This is a genomic window from Kitasatospora sp. Xyl93, from assembly GCF_055383135.1.
Genome location: NZ_AP029185.1, coordinates 8,424,235 through 8,442,413, shown reverse-complemented (window position 1 = coordinate 8,442,413; position 18,179 = coordinate 8,424,235). Strand labels below are relative to the sequence as shown.

Here is an 18,179-nt window from a genome sequence, read left to right as displayed (position 1 = left end):
AGCGCCCGGGGCCATTGGCGTCCGGGCCCAAGTTCACCGGGCCTCCTTTGTGCCGATGTCCGGCAGCCGTAGCCGCAGTTGCAGTGCCAGCGCGAGCCGCAGGTCGGGATCGTCGAGGTCGATCAGCTCGGCCAGCCGGCGCAGGCGGTGCCGCAGGGTGTTGGGGTGCAGCGTCATGGCCTCGGCGACCCGTGGCACGTCGTAGTGCCCGGCGATCCAGCAGCGCAGGGTCTTCTCGTACTCCGTGCCGTGCCGGGCGTCGTGGTCGAGCACCGTGGACAGGGGTTCGCCGGCCAGGGCCGGGCGGTACCGGAGCGCCTCGTGGACGTCCCGCAGGAAGATCGGGGCGGCCAGCTCGTCGTGGCGTCCGATCTCCGTCCTGCCGAACGGTCCGCACACCACCGTGAGGGCCTGCCTGGCCTGGTTCAGCCCCGTGGAGACGTCGGCGAGGCCGGGGAGGGTGCGGCTGATCCCCGCCCGCCAGCCGCCGCCGAGGGTGTCCCTCGCCCGGGCCAGCACCGTCGCGATGATCAGCTGGATCACGGGGGCGTCGCAGGCCGTGTCGACCACCGCCGCGGCCTGGCCGTCCAGTGCTCCGGCGGCGGCTCCCAGCCGGTAGGCGGAGAGTCCCATCCGCAGCAGGTCGCCGACGTACTCGGCGGCGGAGTCCGGCGAGACGCCCCGGGCGTGGCCGGCCGGGTCGTCGGGGCGGCCGATCACCAGCACGGTCGCCGGGGCGTCGAAGCGTATGCCGAACGAGTCGGCGAGCTCCCGGGTCGCTCCCTGGCCGCGGAGCAACCAGCCCAGGCGCTCGGCTCGTTGCCGGCGCTCGGTGTCCGCCGCGAGGCTGACCCGGGCCAGGTGGGGCGCGGCCAGGCGCGCGCCCTCGGCGAGGACGTCCGCCGCCTCCCGCGTCAGGGGCTCGTCGCCCTGGAGCACCCAGATGCTGCCCAGCGCCTCGCCGCCGTCGCGGATGGCGATGGCCAGGCGCGGCCGGTACTCCTTCGGCTCGTAGCTCCAGACCGCGGTGTCGCAGCGCAGGACGGCGGCGTACTCCTCGGCGTGGGTGGGGTGGTCGGGCACGCGGCGGCCGAGGATGCCGTCACGCCGCGGGTCGTCGACCAGTTGGCCCGGGACCGTGGAGTAGGCGAGCACGCGCATGGACAGGTCCTCGATCGCCACCGCGCCGCCGGCGCGCACGGCGATGTCGTTGGCGAGGGCGAACAGGTCGGTGGACCGGTGCCGGTCCGGTTCGAAGACCGGGCTCGTGATGGCGCGCAGCGCGTCGATCAGGGTGTAGAGCTGTCCCCAGGAGATCTCGGCGCTGCGTTCCAGGAGCGCCACTCCGGTTCGTTCGGCGGCCTGCGTCAGCGCTGCCGTGTCCGTGGTGCCGGCGCGCATGACCACGGCGCTGGCGTGGTGTTCGGCGGCCCACTCCAGGACGTCGGCGGTCAGTCGGCCGGGTACCAGGACGATCGCGTCGGTCAGCCCCGTCCCGGGGGCGTCGGTGTCGTGGATGGTGGGTGCCCCGACGGCGACCGCCCGGCCCCGGGGCAGCGCGAGCGGCCGCAGGAGGCCGGTTCCCAGGCTGTCGAGCACGACGCCGAGGGTGATCCCGGCGGGGGCCGTCATCGCCGCTCCGATCGCAGCATCCGGCCGCGGCGCTCTCCGGTGAACTCGCCGTCGGCGATGACCTGTTCACCGGCCAGGAACACGTGGGTCACTCCGGTCGGCCGCAGGTCGGGGTGCTCGTAGGTGCCGGCGTGGCCGATCCGCGCGGGGTCGAGGAGCACCAGGTCGGCGACCGAGCCGCGGCCGATCCAGCCGCGGTCGGACAGCCCGAACTGGCTCGCGGTGGCGGAGGTGACCTTCCGGATCGCCTCGGCCAGGTCCACCACGCCGGCGTCCCGGACGTAGCCGCCGAGGAAGGTGGGGAAGGTGCCGTAGGTGCGGGGGTGGTTCGGGCCGATCGGGATGTCGCTGTCCGACCCGATGGCGACCAGCGGATCGGCCATGATCGTCCGCACGTCGTCCTCGTCCATGGTGTGGCAGACGACGTACGCCTGCGGGTCGGCGACGAGCAGCTCGCACAGCACGTCCCACGGTTCCCGTCCGGCCAGCACGTCGGCGAGCCGGCGCCCCGTCACCGACGGGTCGGTGTGCCGCAGGATCTGCAGGTCCTCGGGGTGGACCTCCCGCCACAACCCGACGCCGGTGCCCGGCCCCGGTGCCTCGGCCGTCGCCCTGAGCGCCGCCCGGGTCCGCGGGTCGAGGAGCCGGGCGCGCAGCGCGTCCATGCCGCCCTCGCACGCCTCGGGCGGCAGCATCGCCGACATGCTCGTGCAGAAGGCCCGGTACGGGTACTGGTCCGCCCGGGCGTCGACGCCGCTGCGGCGGGCCTCGGCCAGGGTGTCCAGGATCAGCCGGGACGCGCCGTGGACGGCCCGTCCGGAAGCCTTGCAGTGCGACACCTGCAGCCTGGTGCCGGCTGCTCTGGCGATGGCGACCGCTTCGCCGAGTGCGTCGGCCAGTCCCTCGCTCTCGCTGCGCATGTGGGTGGCGTACGTCCCGTCGTACCGGCGGGCGATCCGGGCCAGGGCGGTGAGTTCGGCCGGGTCCGCGTACGCTCCGGGCACGTACTCGAGGCCGCTGGACAGGCCGCGGGCCCCGGCCGCGAAGGCCTCCTCGGTGAGCGCGCACAGCCGGTCCAGGCCTCCCGGCGGCAGCCGCCTGTCCAGACCGGCCACCGCCAGGCGCAGGGTGTTGTGGCCCACCAGGGGGGCGAGGTGGTTGCTCAGCCCGGCGGCCTCCGCGGCGTCGAGGTAGTCGGCGAAGGTCGTGAACGTCTGCTCGCCCAGTTGGATGGGGCTCAGGTCGGCGGTCGCGGGATCCGCCGGTCCCATCGAGAAGCCGCAGTTGCCGACGACCTCCGTGGTGACGCCCTGCAGCAGCTTGAAGGGCTGCGCGTCGGGCAGGAACGGGACGCTGTCGGAGTGGCTGTGCGGGTCGACGAAGCCGGGGGCCGTCACCAGTCCGGTCGCGTCGATGGTCCGTCTGGCCGCCCCGAGGTCCTTGCCCACGGCGGTGACGCGGCCGGCGGTGACGGCGACGTCGGCGGTGACGGGGGCGGAGGCGAATCCGTCGTGGACCTCGCCGCCGGAGATGATCAGGTCATGCATGGGCTGTCTTTCCGGTCGGTGCCGGCGGCACGGAGGCCACCAGGCGGCGGGTGTACGCGTGGGCGGGGTGGTCGAGCACCGTGTCGGTGTCACCCGTTTCGACCACCCGGCCGTGCAGGAGCACGACGGTGCGGTCGGTGATCTGCCGGGCCATGGCCAGGTCGTGGGTGATGAACAGCAGGGCGGTGCCCAGTTCGTCGTTGACGCGGCGCAGCAGTTCCAGGACGTGGGCCTGGACGGAGACGTCCAGGGAGGCGGTGGGCTCGTCGCAGATCAGCAGCGCGGGCCGCACGGCGAGCGCCCGGGCGATCGCGACGCGTTGCTTCTGACCGCCCGACAGCCGGTGCGGGCGCAGTCCGGAGTAGGCGGGTGGCAGGCCGACCAGTTCCAGCAGTTCGCCGACGGGCAGGCGGTCCTCGGGCCGTGCCCGGGCGGCCGCCTCCGCCAGGGTGGCGCCCACCGTCATCGCCGGGTTGAGGGAGGTGGAGGGATCCTGGAACACGCACTGCACCAGGGTCCGCACGGTTCGCCGTCGGCTCGCGGACAGCCGTCGCGGCCGGGTGGTGTCCGTGCCGTCCAGCAGGATGCGGCCGCTGCTCGCCTCGACCAGGCCGAGCAGGCACCGGGCGAGGGTCGTCTTGCCGGATCCGGACTCGCCGACCAGCGCCACTCTCTCCCCCGGGGCGATGCGCAGGTCGACGCCGTCCAGTGAGGTCACCTTGCCGTAGTCCTTGCGCAGTCCCTCGACCAGCAGGAGGGGGCGGTCCGACGGCTTCGCAGGCCTGGCCGTGGCCGGCTGCTCGTCGGCGGCCGGGGGCGCGGGGGGCCGGAGCGGGTACCGGCAGGCCGTCCGGTGGGCGACGGCGATCTCGCGCAGCGGGGGCCGGCCGGTGAGGCAGTCGTCCTGTCGTTGCGGGCACCGGTCGGCGAACGCGCACCGGTCGGTGACGTCGGCCGCGCGCGGCACCGAGCCGGGAATGGCCGCCAGGCGCGTGGCGGTGCGTTCCACCGCCGGCAGCGCGCCGATCAGCCCGGCGGTGTAGGGGTGGCCCGGGGCGGCGGCGACGGCCTGGCCGCGGCCCGCCTCCAGCACCCGGCCGGCGTACATCACGTGGACCCGGTCGCCCTGGGCGAACGCGACGCGCAGGTCGTGCGTGATCAGCAGCACGGCCATGGCCCGGTCCGCCTGGATCCCGGTGAGCAGCCGCATGATCTCGTGCTGGACGGTGGCGTCGAGGGCCGTGGTGGGCTCGTCGGCGATCAGCAGTTCGGGGTCCCCGGCCAGGGCCGCCGCCATCGCCACCCGTTGCCGCATCCCGCCGGACAGTTGGAACGGGTACCGCTTGGCCACGTGCGGGTCGTCGATGCCGACCTCCGCGAGCCGGCGGGCGATCTCGGCCCGGTCGCGGCCGGCGCCGCGGGGTAGCGACTCGGCGATGTGCGCGCCCGCGGTCAGCAGCGGGTTGAGCTGGGTGAACGGGTCCTGCATGAGCAGGCCGACGCGTCGGCCGCGCATCGTGCGCAGCACCTTTTCCGGCGCCCCGACGAGTTCGGTCCCGGACAGTCGCACCGAGCCGTGGGCGAGCAGGGGCGGGGGCAGCAGTGCGGCTATCGCCCGGGCGGTCAGGGACTTGCCGCTGCCCGATTCGCCGACCAGGGCGACGGTTTCGCCGGCTGCGACGGTCAGGTCGACGCCGTCGACGATCGGCCGGTCCCCGAGGGTGACCGTGAGCCCCCGGACCTGGAGCAGTTCGCTCATTGCGCACCGCCCTTCCCGGCGTTGAGCCGTTCGAAGATGCTGTCGCCGAGCAGGGTGGCGGCGATGGCGGTGGTCATGATGAGCAGCGCCGGTGCCACGGCCGCCCAGGGGTTGAGGTCCAGCAGGGTGCGGTTCTCCTGGATCATCAGGCCCCAGTCGGGGGTGCCCGCCGGCAGTCCGATTCCCAGGAACGACAGCCCGGTCAGCGCGACCAGCGCGCTGACGAAGCTGAGCAGCAGATTGGCCGTCACGGTCGGCGCCAGGTTGGGCAGCACGTGCCGGAAGACGATCCTGCGGGCCGGCAGGCCCAGGGTGCGGGCGGCGTCGACGTACGCCAGTTCCCGCTGGCCCAGGGCCAGGCTGCGGATGATCCGGATGTCGGCCGGGGCATTCAGGACGATGAGCGCGAGCACGGCGACCGTGGTTCCGCCGCCGGCGACGCCCACCAGGACGATGAGGACGAGCAGTCCGGGCAGCGCGTACAGCAGGTCGCCCAGTCGCATCAGGACCGCGTCCAGCAGGCCGCGGTGGTAGCCGGCGAGCAGGCCGAGGGTGGTCCCCAGCAGGGTCGTGCCGAGGGCGATCAGCACCGGGGCGACCAGCGCGGTCCCGGCGCCTGCCAGCAGCCGGGACAGCACGTCACGGCCCAGGTCGTCGGTACCGAGCAGGTGGGTCGTGCTCGGGCCGGCGGGGCCCAGCTCGACGTTCTGCAGCGCCGGGTCGTACGGGGCCGCCCAGTCTCCGAGGATCGCGGCCAGCACGATGACCGCGAGGGCCGCCAGCGCCGTCGTCGTCAGGGCGCGGCCGCCGGCGGACCGGGGCCGCCGGCCGTCTTCCCGGGCGCCAGGCCGGGTCGTCGTCGCCGCGCTCACGCGGGGGCTCCGTGCCGGACGCGGGGGTCGACCACCAGGTAGACCAGGTCCACCAGCAGGTTGACGCCGATGACGACGGCGCCACCGAGCAGTACCAAGGCCTGGATCAAGGCGATGTCCTTCTGGTTCACCGCCTGGACCAGGAGCGATCCCAGTCCGGGCAGGCTGAATGTCTGTTCCACGAACACCGCTCCGGTCAGGTTCGCCGCGGCCAGCAGTCCCGCGACGGTGAGCACGGGCAGCGCGGCGTTGCGCAGGGAGTAGCTCCCCCAGGTCCGCATCCGGCCCAGGCCCCGGGCCCGGGCGAACGTGACGTAGTCCTGGGCGCCGACGTCGAGGGTGGCGGCGCGGGTCTGGCGCACCAGCACGGCCGCCTGACCGAGCGACAGGGCGATCGCCGGCAGGGTGTAGTGCCGCAGGTCCCCGCCCCCGTACGTGGGGAACCAGCCCAGTTCGACGGCGAAGCCGTACAGCAGCAGCAGGCCCAGCGCGAACGGCGGGAAGGACAGCGCGACGAGCGCGACCAGCGTGACGCCCTGGTCGAGCGGCTTGCCGCGGCGCAGCCCGGCCGCCATGCCGGCCGGAATGCCGAGGAGCAGGGTCAGCGCCATCGCGCAGCCGGCCAGCGCGGCGGTCACCGGCAGGCGCTCGCCGACCACCGTCAGCACCGGCTGCCTGGCGAGGAGGGAGGTTCCGAAGTCGCCCGACAGCACCTGGCTCAGCCAGTGCCAGTACCGCACCGGGAACGGCTCGTCCAGCAGGTACTGGGCGCGGATCGCGGCGATGGTCTCCGGGGTCGACGGGCGGTCGCCGAGCAGCGCTTGCACGGGTCCGTCCGGGGTGAGGGACAGCAGCCCGTAGGTGAGCAGCGACATCGCCCCGAGCAGGACCACGGCGGAGGCCAGCCGCCGGGCGATCAGCAGGGCGGCGGTCATCCGGTCTCCGCGGGCTTGATCTCGGCCAGGACGTTCAGTGTCCACACTCCGACGTTCTCGGTGAACCGTTTGTTCAGGGCGATGCCCGAGTCCACGCTGTACAGCGGGATGTATGCGGCCTGCTCGGCGGTCTCGGTGAGGATCTCGGTGACCGCCTGCCGGCGTTCCTCGCCGTCCTTCAGGGCGAGCACCGTGTCCACCCGGGTGTCCAGCCGCGGGCTCCGGAACTGGGCGAAGTTGAAGCCGTAGGGCTTCGCCCCGACGCTGGACACGAGGTCCGGCAGCAGCTCGCCCGGGTCCGGGGTGGCGTAGGACAGATCGCTCATGCCCAGGGTGAGTCCGTCGTGCCGGATCCGTTTGGCGCGGTAGCCGTCGTCGGGCAGGGGGTTGAGCTTGAGCTTGATTCCGATCTTGGCCAGGTCCGCCGTGAGGGCCTGCAGGGCGTCCGCCGTGTTGTTGCCGGTGCTGTAGTCGGCGGGCAGTTCGAAGCCGTGGGGGTACGCGGACTTCGCCAGTTCGTCCCTGGCCGCGGCCAGGTCGTACGGGTACCGGGGCAACCGGTCGACCGCGCTCTGGAAGTCGTCGCCGTAGAGCGCTCGGAGCATCGGATGGGTCAGGATCGTGGTCGCGGGTGACGCCTTGGCGCCGACGACCAGCCGCTGTGTGGCCTCCCGGTTCACCGCGTGGGCGACGGCCCTGCGGACGTGGACGTCCGCGAGCGGGCCGTACGTGACGTTGAGGGCGAGGAAGGCGATCGAGTTGCCGGCGTAGAACCGGGTCCTGACGTCCTTCAGCGGGGCCCACTTGCGGATGTCGCGCGGCGGGACCTGGACGGTCCCGTCCACCTCCCCGGAGGAGACGGCCAGCCGCAGTGTCTCCGGGTCGGTGATGGTGGTCACCTTCACCGTGCCGACGGCCGGCCTGGGGCCCCGGTAGTTCTCGTTGCGCTAAAGGGTGATGCCCTCGGTGCCGGAGAACCGGGTGACCTTGTACGGCCCGGTGCCCAGGGTGGGGGAGGCCGGCGTCCCCAGGTCCTGCGGGTGCGCCGCGGCGAGCTTCTTGGGCACCACCTGCCACATCACCGCCACGTTCGACAGGAACGTCTGGGTCGGGGCCTTCAGCACGACGGTGACCTCGTCCGGGCCGGTGGCGCGCACCGACTCGACGGCGGCCACCATGCTCGCCGCCTCGGAGGCCACCTTCGGATCGGTGTGCCGCTCCAGTGAGAACGCGACGTCCTCGGCGGTCATCGGGGAGCCGTCGGAGAACACCACGCCCTGGCGCAGCTTGAACACGTAGGTGACCGGGTCCGGTTCGGTCCACGACTGCGCCAGCTGCGGGACGACCTTGCCGTTCTCGTCCCTCGTCACCGGCGACTCCAGGACCGCGAACTGCACCAGGGTGCACGGACCGGTGAAGCCGTGGGCGATGTCGAGCACGTTGGGCGGGCTCGTGGTGGCCATGGTGAGCGTGTCCGGGTCGCCGGCGGCCGTGGCGCATCCGGTGAGCAGCAGGCTCGCGGTCAGGGCGCCGCCGACCAGCCCGCGGGCCGTTCGGCGGCGTGGCGGAGTTGGGGTCATGGGGGAGTCCTCGTCAGGGGGTGGACCGGGTGGGGTGGACGCCGGTGAGGGACGCCTCGGGCGGTCGGCGCGGCGCGGGCGGCGGGTGGGGGGCCGTCAGCTCGCGGGCTTGAGGCCGGGGGGAAGGCCCAGGGGGGCGGTGTCGTCGGGCTGTCGGACGAAGCGCAGCCGGTGGACGCCCTGTGTGCTGATCAGGAGGTCGTCGCCGCTGGGGCGCAGGCTGATCCCGCCGCCCGCACGGAACGCGCCGTCCGGTGCCGGTTCGATCGTCCCGACGAACTCCAGGCCGAGTTCGAGCGTGCCGTCCCGGGTGACCGTCGCCAGGATGCCGAGCTCCGCGCTGCGGTAGACGGCCGGTGGCAGCGTGGCCCCGGCCGCCGCGGGGGCACAGCGCCGGTACTGCGTGGCGCGGCCGGGGCGGTACACCGATCCGATCGTGACCGTGCCGGGGGACGCCCGCAGCCAGAAGCCGGCGCTGTCCTGCAGGCCCTGCCAGCTGCCGTCGACGGCCGGTGCGAACTCGCCGGCGCACGGCGCGCCGTGGACGCGGATCCGGCCGTCGCCCACCGCCTCGATCCGCAGGGTGAGGTCGGAGCGCGGATCCAGCCAGTCCCCCGCCAGCCGGGCGGCGGGCCCGGCGGCCGCCGGGCCCGCCGTCAGCTCGACGGGATCGTCCTCGGGCAGCCCGGCGGCCAGCCGGAGCACCCGGGTGGCCAGCTTCGCGGCGTCGATCGAGGAGTTGTTGCCCAGCAGCGCCACGCCGAGGCCGGTGTCCGGCATGAACAGCAGCTGGGACCGGTACCCGGGGACGCCGCCGGCGTGGCCGAACGCCGGGTGGCCCGCGATCGTCGTGTGGTAGAGGCCCAGCGCGTACGGCCACTCCTGCCCGTCCCCGGTGTCGGCCCGCCGCAGCAGCCCGTCGCGGATGTCGGCGCCCAGGACCCGGCCGTCCTGCAGGAACCCGAACCACGGCGCCAGGTCGGCGACGCTGGTGGCCAGGCCGCCGTCGCCGACCGCGGACTCCTCGGTGTCGGCGCGCCGCACGCCGGCGCGGGTGACGTCGTACCCGTAGGCGAACCGCGGCAACGGCTCCCGGCTGTCCTCGCGGAACACGGTGTCGTTCATGCCCAGCGGGGCGAACATCCGGTCCGTGGTGAACTCCCCCAGGGTGCGACCGGTGAGCCGGCGCACGAGCGAGGCGGCCAGGACGTAGCCCGTGTTGGAGTAGGAGAACGCGGTCCCCGGTTCGAAGTCGACCTCGCTCAGCCCCGCCACGAAGGCCAGCGTCTGGTCCTGGGTGATCCTCGTCAGCGGGCGGCCGGCGATCGCCGTCAGGGCCAGCCAGTCCCGCAGACCGCCCGTGTGCCGCAGGCACTGACCGACGGTCACCGGCACCGCCAGCTTCAGCTCCGGCAGGTGCGTGCGGATGTCGTCGTCCAGCGACAGCCGCCCCTCCCGGCACAGCAGCAGCACGGCCGCGGCGGTGAACTGCTTGCTCACGGAGGCGATGTCGAACCGCGTGCGGGTGTCGACCGGCGCCTGGAACTCCACGCTCGCCAGCCCCGCCGACGCCTGGTGGATCAGCTTCCCGTCGGTGTAGACGCCGACGGACAGTCCTGGGTCTCCCGGGCGTACCGCCGAGCCCACGACCTCGGACAACGTTGTTGAGATGGCCATGCGCCACAGACTCTCAGCCCCGACCGCCCGGAAGGTTTGTCCTAACCGGCAAAGTCCGCTCGCCCAACGTTGGCCGGGAGGACATGCCCCTGCGGCCCCTGATGTCAGGAGCATTCCTGTGTCGAGCACGTCGCGGACCCGGCGTCGACGTGTGTCCGCGGCCTGGGAGCCGTCGGCGCGTGTCCGCCGCGACCCGCGCTCCGTCGCACGTGCACGCCCCCCATCGCCCGGCGGCCCCCGGGTGCCGCGCCCGGAGGAGCCCATGGACCACGAGACGCCACGAGGCGGACGCCCGAGCGCCCGGCTGCCGCAGCTGCGCCTCGACGCGCGGGCGCTGGAGCACAACATCCGGCTCATGGCGGCCTGGTGCCGTGATCACCGCGTCGAGCTGGCCCCGCACATCAAGACCACCATGACGCGCCCCATCGTCGAACGGCAGCTGGCGGCGGGGGCCTGGGGCGTCACGGTCGCCACCGTGACGCAGGCCGGCATCGCCCTGGGGTGGGGAGCGCGGCGTGTGGTCGTCGCGAACCAGGTGGTCCACCCGTACGACCTGTCCCTGCTGCGCCGTTGGCTCGACGAGGCACCGCAACGGGAGCTGTACTGCTTCGTCGACTCCTCGGCCGGCATCGGCTTCGCCCGGTCGTTCACGGCCGGCGCGCGCACCCCTCTGCGCGTCCTCGTCGACGTCGGAACGGACGCGGGCCGCACCGGTGTGCAGGGGCCGGCCGAGGCCGCCGACCTGGCCCGGGCCGTCCGGGCGGCGCCCGGACTCCTTCTCGCCGGTGTCGCCGGCTACGAAGGCGTCCGGCCCAACCGGCGGGATGCCGCCACCCTCGCGGCCGTCGACGAGCACTGCGACCGGACGGTCACGGTGTTCCGCCGCCTCACCCCGCTCTTCGAGACCCCGCGGCCCGTCTTCAGCATGGGCGGCTCCGCCTTTCCCGACCGGGTCGTCCACGCCCTCGCCCACGCCGCGCGCCACCGCGGCGACCTGCCGACGGCGGTGCCCGTCCTGCGGTCGGGCTGCTACGTCACCCACGACCACGGCAGCTACGCGCAGGTCTCCCCCCTGCCCGGCCTGAGGGCGGCGCTGACCGTGCGCGCGGTCGTGCTCTCCACCCCGGAACCGGGCCGAGCCGTCGTCGGCGCCGGGAGGCGCGAGCTGCCCTACGACGCCGGCCTGCCCGTCCTCGTGCGCGCCCACGATCCGCACGGCGCACGGCGGCCCGCCGCCGCGGCGAGGGCGGAGCGGATCTACGACCACCACCTCGTCCTGACCGGTGTGCGCGATCTGTACGTCGGCGACGAGGTCGACCTCGGGATCTCCCACCCCTGCTCCGCCTTCGACCGCTGGCCCGACGTCACCGTCGTCGACGGCCGAGGGCACCCGTGCGAGGTGTGGCACCCCCTCTTCCGCTGATCGACCCGGGCGGCCCGGCGCCCGCCCCGGCCCTCTCCCCCGCCGTGCGCCGGAGCAACGACACCCCGCCCCCTCCGTCCGATGGAGCACTGCCATGACCGTCCCCGGCGACACCCGGCCCGCACTCGACCCCGGCGCGGATCTCGTCGAGCTGACACGCGCGTTGGTCGACACCCCGTCCGAGAGCGGCTCGGAAGCGGCGCTCGCCGACGGGGTGGAGCGCGCGTTGAGGGCTCTGTCCCATCTGCGGGTCGAGCGGATCGGCGACTCCGTGGTCGCCCGCACCGAGCTGGGACGAGCCGAGCGCGTGGTGATCGCCGGGCACCTGGACACCGTCCCGCCCTGCGACAACCTGCCCTCCCGTCTCACGGACGGGCGGTTGCACGGGCTCGGTGCCTGCGACATGAAGGGCGGCGTCGCCGTGGCCCTGCACACCGCGGCGACCGTCACGGCACCGGTCCGGGACGTCACCTACGTCTTCTACGAGTGCGAGGAGACCTCCGACGAGCGCAACGGCCTGGGCAGGATCGCCGCCGAGCGCCCGGACCTCCTGCACGCCGACCTGGCCATCCTGATGGAACCCTCCGACGGCACGGTGGAGGGCGGCTGTCAGGGCTTCCTCACCGCGGACGTCGTCGTCCGGGGAAGGCGGGCGCACACGGCCCGGCCGTGGATGGGCGTCAACGCGGCGCACCTCGCGGGTGAGGTGCTGCGCGTGTTGGCGGAACACGTCGCCGAGGAGGTGGTCATCGACGGGCTGGTGTACCGGGAGGGGCTGAGTGCCGTGGCGGTGGAGGCGGGGGTCGCCGGCAACGTGGTCCCCGACGTGTGCGTGGTCACGGTCAATCTGCGCTACGCGCCCAGCCGTACCCCCGCGCAGGCGGAGGCGTACGTGCGGGGGCTCTTCCCCGGGTACGAGGTCGAGGTGACCGAGGTGCTGCCGGGCGCCCTGCCGGGGCTCGACCGGCCCGCCGCCGCGTCGCTGCTCGCGCGGCTCGCCGCCGCGCCGCGGGCGAAACTCGGCTGGACCGATGTCGCCCGCTTCGCCGCGGCGGGGGTGCCCGCCGTCAACTTCGGTCCGGGCGACCCGTCCTTGGCCCACACCCCCGGCGAGTACGTCGAGGTCTCCCAGCTGCGCGAAGTGCACCGCGCCCTTCGGCACTGGCTCGTCGGTTGACGGCCGGCCCTCCCCGAGCGCCGGCCGGATCCCGGCGTGCGAGGGAGCGGTGACGTCCCGCCAGGACTGCCGCCGCCCGCCGTCCCCCGCCCCCGCCCGCACCGGGCGAGGGACGCCACCGTACGCGGTGGTCAACGGGGACCGGGCGCCGCTTTGCCGAGCCGCTGGCGTGGTGTCGGTCACGGTCAGGACTGTACGACCCCGCCGTCGAAGGCCGTGCCCCGCAGCAGGACCGGCTAGGTCCGACGGCCGCCGACGGGGACCAGGGGGTGGGGATCGGCGATCCGGGCCGTGTCCTGCGCTCCTGGGCGCCGTTGGGCTGGGTGCCCCGTCACGGAGGAGGACCAGGTGGACGAGGACGAGCCGCTGGAGCGGTGGGCGGCCCGCCGGGATGCGCGGCGCCGTCCGGTCGGCACGCTCAAGGCCGTTGTCCTCGGCTTCGAGGACGCTCCGTCCCATCTGCACCGGGGCGAACCGCGGTTGGTCTCCCGCTGGGACGGCTACCAGTGGGTGCCCGAGACCATCGTGCCGGACTACGCCGCCGCGCAGCGGCTCGTCCACGGCATCGAGGGCGACGGCGTGATCCCGATGACGTCGGCCCAGCCGACGAAGAAGCCGGCGGGCAGGCACCGCAAGCCCTGACCGTTGGCCTGGTGCCCGGCCCTCACGGGGGGCCGGGCACCTGTGCGCTGCGCGGGGGCCTTCAGGCGCCCTGGGTCTCGCGACCCCGCCCGTTCAGAGGCGGTCGGCGTCCAGGACGGCCCGGACGAAGTCCTCGGGTGCCTCCTGGGGGACGTTGTGGCCGACGTCGGGCAGGGTGCGGTGGAGGTAGGGGCCGGTGAAGAAGTCGCGGTAGGCGGTGCCGCCGCCGGGGGCGGTGAAGGGGTCGCGGCCGGGGTCGAGGGTGACGGTGGGCACGGTGATCTTCGGGCGGGCGGCGAGCCGGCGCTCCAGCTGGTCGTAGCGGTGTTCGCCCTCGGCCAGGCCGAGGCGCCAGCGGTAGTTGTGGATGACGATCGCCGCGTAGTCGGGGTTGTCGAAGGCGGCGGCGGTGCGGTCGAAGACGGCGTCGTCGAAGGCCCAGGTCGGCGAGACCTGCTGCCACACCAGGCGGCACAGCTCGCGGCGCTTGTCCCGGTTCTCCATGGCCGTCCGCCCGCGCTCGGTGGCGAAGTAGAACTGGTACCACCAGGTGTGCTCGGCGGCGGGCGCCAGCGGCTCCTTCTGCATCCGCACGTCGGTGATCAGGTATCCGCTGACCGAGACCAGGGCCTTGACCCGCTCGGGCCACAGCGCGGCGATGATGTCGGCGGTGCGCGAGCCCCAGTCGAAGCCGGCCAGCACGGCCCGCCGGATGCCCAGCGCGTCCATCAGGGCGAGCACGTCCAGGGCGACGGCGGACTGCTGGGCGTTGCGCGTCGTGCGGTCGGACAGGAAGCGGGTGCTGCCGTGGCCGCGCAGGTAGGGGACGATGACGCGGTAGCCCTGGGCGGCGAGCAGCGGGGCGACGTCGACGTAGCTGTGGATGTCGTACGGCCAGCCGTGCAGGCAGATCACGGCGGGGCCGTCGGCCGGGCCGTCCTCGGCGTAGCCGACGTCCAGGACGCCGGCGCGGACCTGGGCGAGGCGGGCGAAGCCGGTCCGGGGCGCGACGGGCGCGGCGGCGGACGCCTCAGCGGTCGCGGACGCCTCAGCGGCCCCGGCGGCCGGTGCGGTCCCTGCCGCCGGGGCCGCCCCGGCGGTCTGGGGCAGGGCGGCCAGGGACAGCGCGGTGGTGCCCGCGCCGATTCCGACGGCCCTGGTGAAGGTGCGCCTGTCGATCATGCCGGTTCCTCCGTCGTACGGTCGGGCCGGCCGGCCCCCGGGCGGGTGCCCGTGAACCTGCCGTACACGCCAGTTGGTTGACGCTTCATCAACGCGCCGGGCCGCGACCGAGTGCCGGGAGTGGCCCCCGGGATTCCCGGGACGGCCGGGGCGCGCCCGCCGGCGGTCCGTTCGGCGTCCGCACGAGGGGAAGCGTGTCGGGGCACCCCCTCACGAGTTCGAATGTCGTATCGTCCGCCTTCGCCCGGTCCTGGTCTCGTTCACCCGGGCCCGCCCGCCTCGGTCGCCGGCGCCCTTCTCGGGCTCCGCGAGATGCGCGAGCACGGCGGCGGGCGTTGCCGAGACGTTGTAGCCGCGGCTCAGTCCGGTGCCGGGCACGTCCGACTCCCCTGTCCCCTCCGGCTCCGGCCGTCGTCGTGGACCGGGAACGATCGGTGGGTGATCGCATCATCCTGCCGCCTCCGCCACTGAACGGCCCGGGCGTTCGTCGCACCCGCCCCCGTCGGTACGTCATCCTTGTGCTCCCGGCCGACTCCGGCCGGGCATGGACGTCCTCCTCTGCGGTGAGGTGCCCCATCAGCAAGAAGAACGGAACGGCGCTGGCCGCGTGGCTGCGCGGTCTGGACGCGGCCGGGTTGGAGCGGGTCCTGGCCGCGCGCCCGGACGTCGTGTCGCCTCCGGAACCGAGGTCGGTCGGCGAACTGGCGGACCGCCTCCAGCGCCAGGCGTCGGTGGCCCTGGTCCTGCCTCGTCTCGCGCTGCCGTGCCTACAGGTGGCGGAGGCCGTCGCGGCGCTGCCGGGCATGTCACGGGACGGTCTGGCGGACCTCCTGGAGGCGACACACGGTGAACGCGCCCGTGGATTGGCCGCCGTCCTGGAAGCACTGGCCGATCGCGCCCTGGTGTGGCCCGACGGCGACGGCCTGCTGCACATGGCGGCGCCGCTGCGGAACGTGTGGGACGCGCCGCTGGGACTCGACGCGCCGCTCGCACGGCTGCTCGCGGGCTCGAACTCCGACGAGCTGGGCCGCATGCTGGCGAGGATCGACGTCAAACCCGCCGCCAACAGGAAGGAGCTGCGGCGGACGGCGCTGATCGACCACCACAGCGATCCGGCTCGGGTCGCCGCCCTGGTGGCCAAGGCGCCCGCAGCCACTCGAAAGCTCCTTGAACGGCGGGCGCACGAGGCTCCGGAGCGACCGGGCTCCATCGCCCCCGAGCCCGGCGAACCATGGGCGGTGGAACGGGGGCTGCTGATCCGGGACCCGCACCGGTACGGGCCGGCCCGCATGCCCGCGGAGGTGGCACTCGCACTGCGCGGCTCCGACTGGCACGCCCCGTTCACACCCGTCCCGCCCGGCGTACGGTCGGTGCCCGCCACCGTCTCGGACGTCGACCGGGAAGCCGCAGCCGCCTCCATGGCGTTCGCTGCCCATGCCGTGTCCGTCCTCGGGGTGTGCGCCGCGGCTCCGCCGGCCCGGCTCAAGACCGGCGGGGTCGGCGCCCGCGAGCTGGCCAGGATCGGCAAGGCGGCGCGGTGCGACGAGACCCCGGTACGCCTCGTGCTGGAGACGGCGAGCGCCGCCGGACTGCTGGCCCGGGACGGCGACCGGGTCGCGGCCACCGCGTCCTACGACACCTGGGCCGAGCAGGAACCGGCCGCCCAACTGGCCCTGCTGCTCCAGGCGTGGTGGACGCTCCCGCTGACCCCCGGCGGGAGCCGCGACGAGGACGGGAAGGCTCTGCCGGCGCTCGCCGGGGCACCGCCCTGCGGAGGCTGCGTGCGGGCCCGGCACGGGCTGATCACAGCCGCGACGCAGCTCCCCGCCGGCGAAGGCGCGGCGGACTCGGCGGACCTGGGGGTACTCCTCGGGTGGCTGCGCCCGCTCGCCGACGAACTCCCCCAGGACGCCACGCCGTTCGCCACCTTGATCCGGGAGGCGGAACTGCTCGGCGCACTCGCGCTCGGGGCCGTGTCCCCGATCGGGGCCGCCCTGCTCGCGGACGACGCCGAAGCCCTGACCGACGCCTGCCAGCGCCTGCTGCCCGCCGCCAGCGGGACCGCCCGTTTCGGCAGCGATCTCACGGCCGTGGTCTCCGGCACGCCGTCGGCCCGCCTCCTCGCGTTGCTGGACTCCGTCGCGGACCGGGAGAGCGCCGGTGCGGCGTCCGTGTGGCGGTTCGGCCCGGGAAGCGTCCGCCGCGCCCTCGACGCCGGTCTCACCCCCGACGCCCTCACGGCCGACCTGGCCGCCGTCGCCGTCGAGCCGCTTCCCCAGCCGCTCTCGTACCTGATCCACGACACCGCGCGCAGCCACGGTCGGATGCGCGTCGTCTCCGCGGCCTGTGTCATCCACGGCGAGGAGCCCGCCCTCCTGGCCGAACTGGCCGCGCACCGCAAGCTCACCCAGCTCGGCCTGCGGCTGCTGGCACCGACGGTGCTGATCAGCCGAACCCCACTGGACGGGACGCTCGCGGCACTGCGATCCGCGGGCTACGCCCCCGTCGCCGAGAAACCCGACGGGTCCGTCCGCATCGAGCGGGCCCGACGCCCCCGTGCGGCGAACCCGCTCCCGGCCCCGCGTCGCCCGTCCGCCGGCAGATCCCGCGCCCAGCACGCGGACGCCCGGACGGCCGTCGACCTGCCCTCCCTCGCCGCCCGGCTCCGGGACGCCCCGCAGGACATCCCGGAGCCCGACCCGTGGGACAACCGCCCCTACGACAGCGACACCGAGGAGATCATCGCCGGACACGCGCGCAATCTGCCCTTCACCGATGTCCGGCAGCTGGCCCACGCCGTCGACGACGGCCGGGCCATCACGATCGAGTACGTCGCGACCTCGGGCAACGCGACGGTCCGCACCCTCAGCAGGATCGAACTGGATGCCCCCTACCTCCGCGCCTGGTGCCACCTGAGGGACGACGAGCGCGTGTTCACCATCTCCCGCATCCACGGGGTGATGCCCGCGTAGCCCGCCGGACGAGGAGGGGGCATCCAGCATCCTGGTCTCATCCGCGGTCTCCTCCACCGACGTACCGCACGGTCCACCCGCGGCTCTGTGCTCGGCGCCGCGGCAGGTCGGAACCGGTGTGAACCCCGGTGGACAGCCTTCAGGGGAATTGGGTGGCGCCCCCTATTGATCCCGCGCTGTTCACCGCGGCCTGCTGGAGTGGACGGGCCCTCCCCCGGGCCCGTCGCACCCCCACCCGACAGGCCAGGTGAACGACATGCTCGACCACCCCCCGCTCCCGGCCCGCCCCGCGCTGTACCTGCGCTGCTACCCCGCCGACCCGGCCGGGCTGGAGTACCAGCGCGCGGCGCTGGAGCGCCTGGCCCGGTCCCGCGGCCTGCCGGTGCCCGCCGCCTTCGTGGACGACGGGGTGCGCTCGGGCGACCGGCGCCCCGCCCTGGAGCGGCTGGTGGAGCGGGCCGGGCAGGGCTGGGTGAACGTGGTGCTGGTGCCCGGACCGTTCGTCTTCTCGCTCGACGACCGCGGCGCCCGGGCGACCGTGCGCCGGCTGGAGGCGCTGGGCTGCGCGGTGCTCGACCTGCCCGGCCGGGGCGTCCTGCCGCACCGGCCGCCGGTCGCCGCCCGCACCGCCTGAACGCAGGGACCCCGTCCGCACCGCCTGAACGCCCGGGCCCCGCCCGTCCCGGCCCCCGTACGGCGGCGGCGCCCCGGCGGGTACCGCCACGGGCCGTCACGGCATGATGGGCCCATGGCCTTCGCACCCCTCCTCGGCGAGCGCCGC

General features: G+C 74.5%; 12 protein-coding genes and 1 pseudogene. 5 read left to right on the top strand and 8 right to left on the bottom strand.

The annotated features are described in order from the left end of the window. Window positions 1–33 precede the first annotated feature (33 nt). The 7 genes and pseudogenes from ACZ5GH_RS36610 to ACZ5GH_RS36580 all read right to left on the bottom strand — a co-directional run bounded on the left by ACZ5GH_RS36610 (window position 34) and on the right by ACZ5GH_RS36580 (window position 10,002). A complete protein-coding gene (locus tag ACZ5GH_RS36610; protein WP_464336534.1) occupies window positions 34–1,632 on the bottom strand; it encodes a PucR family transcriptional regulator in 1,599 nt (532 codons plus the stop codon). Further along, window positions 1,629–3,179 (bottom strand): N-acyl-D-amino-acid deacylase family protein, encoded by a 1,551-nt coding sequence (locus ACZ5GH_RS36605; RefSeq protein ID WP_464336533.1) that lies wholly within the window; start codon window positions 3,177–3,179, stop codon window positions 1,629–1,631. The genes ACZ5GH_RS36610 and ACZ5GH_RS36605 overlap by 4 nt, the downstream gene beginning before the upstream one ends. Then, the gene (locus ACZ5GH_RS36600) at window positions 3,172–4,938 is read right to left on the bottom strand and encodes a dipeptide ABC transporter ATP-binding protein (protein ID WP_464336532.1); all 1,767 of its coding nucleotides are present in this window, start codon (window positions 4,936–4,938) and stop codon (window positions 3,172–3,174) included. Before ACZ5GH_RS36600 ends, ACZ5GH_RS36605 begins: the two co-directional genes overlap by 8 nt. Beyond that, the gene (locus tag ACZ5GH_RS36595; protein WP_464336531.1) at window positions 4,935–5,810 is read right to left on the bottom strand and encodes an ABC transporter permease; all 876 of its coding nucleotides are present in this window, start codon (window positions 5,808–5,810) and stop codon (window positions 4,935–4,937) included. The genes ACZ5GH_RS36600 and ACZ5GH_RS36595 overlap by 4 nt, the downstream gene beginning before the upstream one ends. After that, window positions 5,807–6,745: an ABC transporter permease gene (locus ACZ5GH_RS36590; RefSeq protein WP_464336530.1), complete on the bottom strand. Its 939-nt coding sequence runs from the start codon at window positions 6,743–6,745 to the stop codon at window positions 5,807–5,809. Before ACZ5GH_RS36590 ends, ACZ5GH_RS36595 begins: the two co-directional genes overlap by 4 nt. Further along, window positions 6,742–8,208, bottom strand: a pseudogene (locus ACZ5GH_RS36585) (ABC transporter substrate-binding protein). Before ACZ5GH_RS36585 ends, ACZ5GH_RS36590 begins: the two are co-directional and overlap by 4 nt. 213 nt (window positions 8,209–8,421) lie before the next feature. Then, window positions 8,422–10,002, bottom strand: a complete 1,581-nt coding sequence (locus ACZ5GH_RS36580; RefSeq protein ID WP_464336529.1) for a serine hydrolase domain-containing protein — start codon at window positions 10,000–10,002, stop codon at window positions 8,422–8,424. A 262-nt stretch (window positions 10,003–10,264) separates the two neighbouring features. On the opposite strand from ACZ5GH_RS36580, the gene ACZ5GH_RS36575 reads away from it, so the two are divergent. The 3 genes from ACZ5GH_RS36575 to ACZ5GH_RS36565 all read left to right on the top strand — a co-directional run bounded on the left by ACZ5GH_RS36575 (window position 10,265) and on the right by ACZ5GH_RS36565 (window position 13,244). After that, window positions 10,265–11,425, top strand: a complete 1,161-nt coding sequence (locus ACZ5GH_RS36575; RefSeq protein ID WP_464336528.1) for an alanine racemase — start codon at window positions 10,265–10,267, stop codon at window positions 11,423–11,425. 94 nt (window positions 11,426–11,519) lie between these two features. Next, window positions 11,520–12,602, top strand: coding sequence for a succinyl-diaminopimelate desuccinylase (gene dapE, locus ACZ5GH_RS36570; protein WP_464336527.1), 1,083 nt, complete (start codon window positions 11,520–11,522; stop codon window positions 12,600–12,602). 348 nt (window positions 12,603–12,950) lie between these two features. Further along, entirely contained in the window at window positions 12,951–13,244 is a 294-nt protein-coding gene (locus ACZ5GH_RS36565; protein WP_464336526.1) for a DUF6087 family protein, read from the top strand. A gap of 93 nt (window positions 13,245–13,337) precedes the next feature. Here the strand turns inward: ACZ5GH_RS36565 and ACZ5GH_RS36560 are convergent, their stop codons facing one another. After that, complete coding sequence (locus ACZ5GH_RS36560; protein ID WP_464336525.1) at window positions 13,338–14,426, bottom strand: alpha/beta fold hydrolase; 1,089 nt, start codon at window positions 14,424–14,426, stop codon at window positions 13,338–13,340. Window positions 14,427–14,989: 563 nt separating this feature from the next. Here ACZ5GH_RS36560 and ACZ5GH_RS36555 point away from each other — a divergent pair. Continuing rightward, window positions 14,990–17,398 (top strand): helicase C-terminal domain-containing protein, encoded by a 2,409-nt coding sequence (locus tag ACZ5GH_RS36555; RefSeq protein ID WP_464336524.1) that lies wholly within the window; start codon window positions 14,990–14,992, stop codon window positions 17,396–17,398. 256 nt (window positions 17,399–17,654) lie between these two features. Continuing rightward, the gene (locus tag ACZ5GH_RS36550) at window positions 17,655–18,032 is read left to right on the top strand and encodes a recombinase family protein (protein ID WP_464336523.1); all 378 of its coding nucleotides are present in this window, start codon (window positions 17,655–17,657) and stop codon (window positions 18,030–18,032) included. The last annotated feature ends 147 nt before the right edge of the window (window positions 18,033–18,179 follow it).